This is a genomic window from Longimonas sp., assembly GCF_046498435.1.
Taxonomy (GTDB): Bacteria; Bacteroidota; Rhodothermia; order Rhodothermales; family Salinibacteraceae; genus Longimonas.
Map to the genome: position 1 here is coordinate 1 of NZ_JAWOAR010000201.1, position 3,884 is coordinate 3,884.

Below are 3,884 nucleotides of genomic sequence, written 5' to 3' on the forward strand. Positions count from 1 at the left end.
CTTTGCTTCAATACTGATAGGTGTTCCGTCGCCGCTTATCGCACTGCATATTCTGTGGCTGAACCTTGTGACAGATGTTTTTCCCTTTGCACATGCCGCCATGTACGACGGCCTCTTCATGTGGCCCGGGCACCGCGACCCGCGAAACAAAGCGGCAAAAAAGAAGCGCAAGCGCTCCGCAACGACCTGCACCGACCGCATTTGGGGACAGGCGTCCATCTTCGACCCAGCGCTGGGGAAGCCGCGCAACCAAGAGGCCATGCAGCGGTGGAACCCGACCGACATGCTCAACGCCGCCTCGCCGTCGACGCTCCAGAAGATGCGCCGCACCACCTACTGGATCGCCTGCGCCCCCAGCGATGGCAACAAAGGCAACCTGCACCGGGGGCGTTTCCTGCTGAAGCGCCTTCGCAACGACGACTTCGCGCTTGGCTTTTCGGAGACCGATCCGGTTTTGCATCCCGACGCGGCCCACACCTGGCACTGGGCCGACCGCTTCGTCGTGCGGTTTCTGCGCGAGGCCGTGGGCGACTTGCAGCACGCGGATGCAGAAGTTGCCGTCAAGGAGTAGCGCCGCGAACAACGTGAGGAGGCAGAGCCTCCTGGTCTCGGCGTCACGAGGCGGAGGGGCCGAAGGTTATGCCTGTGGTGCCTCGCGACGAGTGGCCGATGGGTAGTAGTCCTGTGGTGCCTCAGACGAGTTGCCCCCAATGATGCCGAAAGGATTCTCGGCAAGACGTTCTGAAGACGCGAGCGGTCTCCAGCTATGGATTACTTGATTTCAAGGGAGTACCGGGATTGTTGCTTTGCTCCAGTCACCAGTATCACGTCATCCCGGCCCCCGAGCCGGGATCCAGAACCCGAAAGAAAGCGCGTCTCTCCACTTCCACACGTCATCCTGACACCCCCAGGCGGAAGGATCTCAGCACCAATCCCACAAGTTCAGCACTGCCCCGTTACAACGAAAATCGACTGCAGCACTACTGCTGTGTCAATCCTCATTTTGATAGTTGCTCTGCAATCATCCTCCCACGAAGCCTGTCATGGTGAGCGCAGTCGAACCATCTCCTTGGTGTTCAGAAGATACGGCGGGACAGAGGCCCTGCCCACTTCGAGGCAGATCTTTATTCACTGCGTTCATCAGTCGCTTCGCTCGTGTCAGGACTCCGCGTCTCCTTGGCGGAGCCGCTGCGCTCAAGATGACACCATGTAAACGGGGCATGTTGTAACCTAAACATTGACCTGTGACAGAGCACTACCCATGAAAATAATGACTCGCGAGAAAGCCATCATTGACCTTGAAGACCTATTCGAGCGGCAGCCGGACGAGATTCCCCGCGAGCGTGCGTTTGCGATCCACGGCTATCTCAAGGGATTTTGTAATGCCGGTATCTTAAACAATGAAGATTATGCAAGGTACAGAAAGCGCATCCCACTCGACGGCGAAGATCTCGCTGAAGCAGGCGTCAATCTGTAGGTCCAAAACGCACGGCTCCCAAACAGACGTTCAGCGGGACATTTCGAGAGAACCGTACTCCCTCGTCGCATGGCTCCGCCCCGTCCTCCTGATGCTTTAACGTACCACTGGATTCCCACTACCAAATAGCCCTCCTCACGCCGCCGACTTCTTCTCCGGCGCAAAGGTCCCCTCAATCCAATCGCCGATCTCATCGCGCACGCGGCGGAAGACCGCCAGCTGCTCCTCTTCAGAGCCGGTGGCGGCTGAAGGGTCGTCGAACGACTGGTGCATGTTCTGCTCTTGGGCAGGCAGATACGGACAATTCTCGCGCGCCGAGTTGCACACCGTCACCACATAGTCGAACGTGCGGCCCTCCGCCACATCGTCAATCGTCTTCGAGGTGTGCCCCGAGATGTCGATGCCGAGTTCGTCCATCGCTTGAATCGCCAGCGGACGCACATGCGTTTGTTCGGTCCCGGCGCTGTACACGTCGTAATCGTCGCCGTAGCGGTCGCGCAGCAGCCCCTCGGCCATCTGAGAACGCGCAGAGTTGTGGGTGCAGATGAAGAGCACAGACGGCGTTGCCATGGCAGGTTGGGTCGGGTTAACAGGTCGTGGAAGCCGATTCGTCGATCAAGTCGCCCAGAAACCCATCGAACCGATCGCGCAGCAGCCGCAGCGCCATCGTATCCAGGCAGTAGCACACGCTGGGGCCGTCGATCGTGCCCTGAATGAGGCCGGCCTCTTTCAGCACCTTTAAGTGCTGCGATACGGTCGACTGCGCCAGCGGCACGTCATCTACAATTTCGCCGCAGATACAGCGTTCTTTTTGGGCAATCACCTGCAGAATCTGCAGGCGCGCCGGATGCGAGAGCGCCTTGGCTTGCGTGGCCAACTCGTTCAGATCGGTGGCAAAGTGGTCGGCTTTCGTGCGCATGTGACGCGTTATTTCGTTGGGATGATCGCTGGCATACGATAGAGGGATACGCAGGCCAGGTTCCTGCATGCAAGCCTGGCAGCAGCTATGAAGGGAAGCCAACTGCTCCCGCATCCGGCCGTACCCGTGCAGGCACAACGCGTTAGGCCATGCATTGAAGCATCTGTGCCGGGCTGGCTTCCTTTCGTACTCGTTCCACCTGTTTTCGTACGCCCCAATGTCTAATCCTGCATCCGCGCCCTCGGCTTCTGAGCTCCGCCCACTGATCGGGGCGCATGTCGACGACCTGACCCCGTACCATCGTGCCCTCACGCATCGGTCGTGCCTGCGCGACCCGCACATCGATGCAGAGGAGTCGAACGAACGGCTGGAGTACATCGGCGATGCCTTTCTGGATCTGCTCGTTGCCGTAGAGCTCTACGAGCATTTCCCTGAGGAGAACGAAGGGTTTCTCTCGCGCATGCGGGCCCGCCTCGTAAGTGAACCGCCCCTGGCCAACGCCGCCCGTCGATGCGACCTGGGCCGGTACCTGCGCCTCAGTCCCAACGCGGAAAAAAACGGCGGACGCAAAAAGCCGAGCATTCTCTCGGATGCATTTGAAGCCTTCACCGCAGCGCTCTACCTGGATCAGGGCCACGATGCCGCTGCGCAGTTTGCCCGCCGCTACCTGCTGGATCCGACTGATTTCAGCACCCTTGTGCACCGGAATCGGAATTACAAGAGCTTGCTGCAAGAGCGCTTGCAGGCGATGGGACGCCCGTTGCCCACGTACACGATGATCGATCGCACTGGCCCCGACCACGATGCTACATTTGTGGTAGAGGTCGCCGTAGAAGGCACCTCTCTGGGCAGTGGACGGGCCGGGTCCAAGAAGCAAGCCGAGCAGGAGGCTGCGCACGAAGCCATCAAACGCATGGATGGCGCGCTGTCGTGATGCCGTATAGTCCATCGCGTAGCGGTAACCACCGGGGCCTTGGGCGTCTGGTTTGGCGCAATGTAGGCACAATGTATGGGAACTGGAATGTATGGGAACTGGGATGAACGGCATAGCCGAGCGTGCAGGGGCGGTGCTGAGATCCTTCCCCCCGATGGCGGCTAGTCTATGCACACAACCTGGAATAGCTGTGGGCGTCGAATATAGGCTGGTGTTCATTTTTGCCTTGATGCAAAAACGAACCAAAAAGATCAAGGCTGGAAGAACTGGGCCTGACTGCGCCCTCCGGTCCGCTAAAATTGATCAAACTCACTCGCAGGCTCGCTCAAACAGGATCAATTTTCGGGCGCGTCCCTCCAGGCTTCGTCCGGGCGGCCCACTTCTTCGAGGCCAAAAGGGCTTCATGCCACGAGGAGGCGTGAATCCTGTAAACGAAATACCCCCAAACCGATGATCTGAATGTGGACTCAATGGCACGGACCATCCAGTCGATATAGCAAAGGGGGACATGGTTGAACAAGTGGTAAAGCAAACAAACTTTTTGCTAACAAAAT

5 protein-coding genes are annotated in these 3,884 nt (G+C 58.6%); 3 read left to right on the top strand and 2 right to left on the bottom strand.

Going from position 1 to position 3,884, the window contains the following annotated elements:
* The first annotated feature begins 67 nt into the window (after nt 1-67).
* Nucleotides 68-571: a hypothetical protein gene (locus tag R6U20_RS07540; protein ID WP_410337248.1), complete on the top strand. Its 504-nt coding sequence runs from the start codon at nt 68-70 to the stop codon at nt 569-571.
* Nucleotides 572-1,270: 699 nt separating this feature from the next.
* Nucleotides 1,271-1,477 carry a hypothetical protein gene (locus R6U20_RS07545; protein WP_410337249.1) on the top strand — a complete coding sequence of 69 codons (207 nt, stop codon included), beginning with the start codon at nt 1,271-1,273 and terminating at the stop codon, nt 1,475-1,477.
* 135 nt (nt 1,478-1,612) lie between these two features.
* Here R6U20_RS07545 and R6U20_RS07550 read toward each other — a convergent pair whose 3' ends face one another.
* Nucleotides 1,613-2,047: an arsenate reductase ArsC gene (locus tag R6U20_RS07550; protein ID WP_410337250.1), complete on the bottom strand. Its 435-nt coding sequence runs from the start codon at nt 2,045-2,047 to the stop codon at nt 1,613-1,615.
* A 16-nt stretch (nt 2,048-2,063) separates the two neighbouring features.
* A complete protein-coding gene (locus R6U20_RS07555; protein ID WP_410337251.1) occupies nt 2,064-2,396 on the bottom strand; it encodes an ArsR/SmtB family transcription factor in 333 nt (110 codons plus the stop codon).
* A 217-nt stretch (nt 2,397-2,613) separates the two neighbouring features.
* On the opposite strand from R6U20_RS07555, the gene rnc reads away from it, so the two are divergent.
* Complete coding sequence (gene rnc, locus R6U20_RS07560) at nt 2,614-3,330, top strand: ribonuclease III (protein ID WP_410337252.1); 717 nt, start codon at nt 2,614-2,616, stop codon at nt 3,328-3,330.
* Nucleotides 3,331-3,884: the final 554 nt, after the last annotated feature.

Coding starts and splice junctions, on each gene's coding strand:
- R6U20_RS07555 (WP_410337251.1), bottom strand. CDS start 2,396: ATGCGCACGAAAGCCGACCACTTTGCCACCGATCTGAACGAGTTGGCC.
- R6U20_RS07545 (WP_410337249.1), top strand. CDS start 1,271: ATGACTCGCGAGAAAGCCATCATTGACCTTGAAGACCTATTCGAGCGG.
- R6U20_RS07550 (WP_410337250.1), bottom strand. CDS start 2,047: ATGGCAACGCCGTCTGTGCTCTTCATCTGCACCCACAACTCTGCGCGT.
- rnc (WP_410337252.1), top strand. CDS start 2,614: ATGTCTAATCCTGCATCCGCGCCCTCGGCTTCTGAGCTCCGCCCACTG.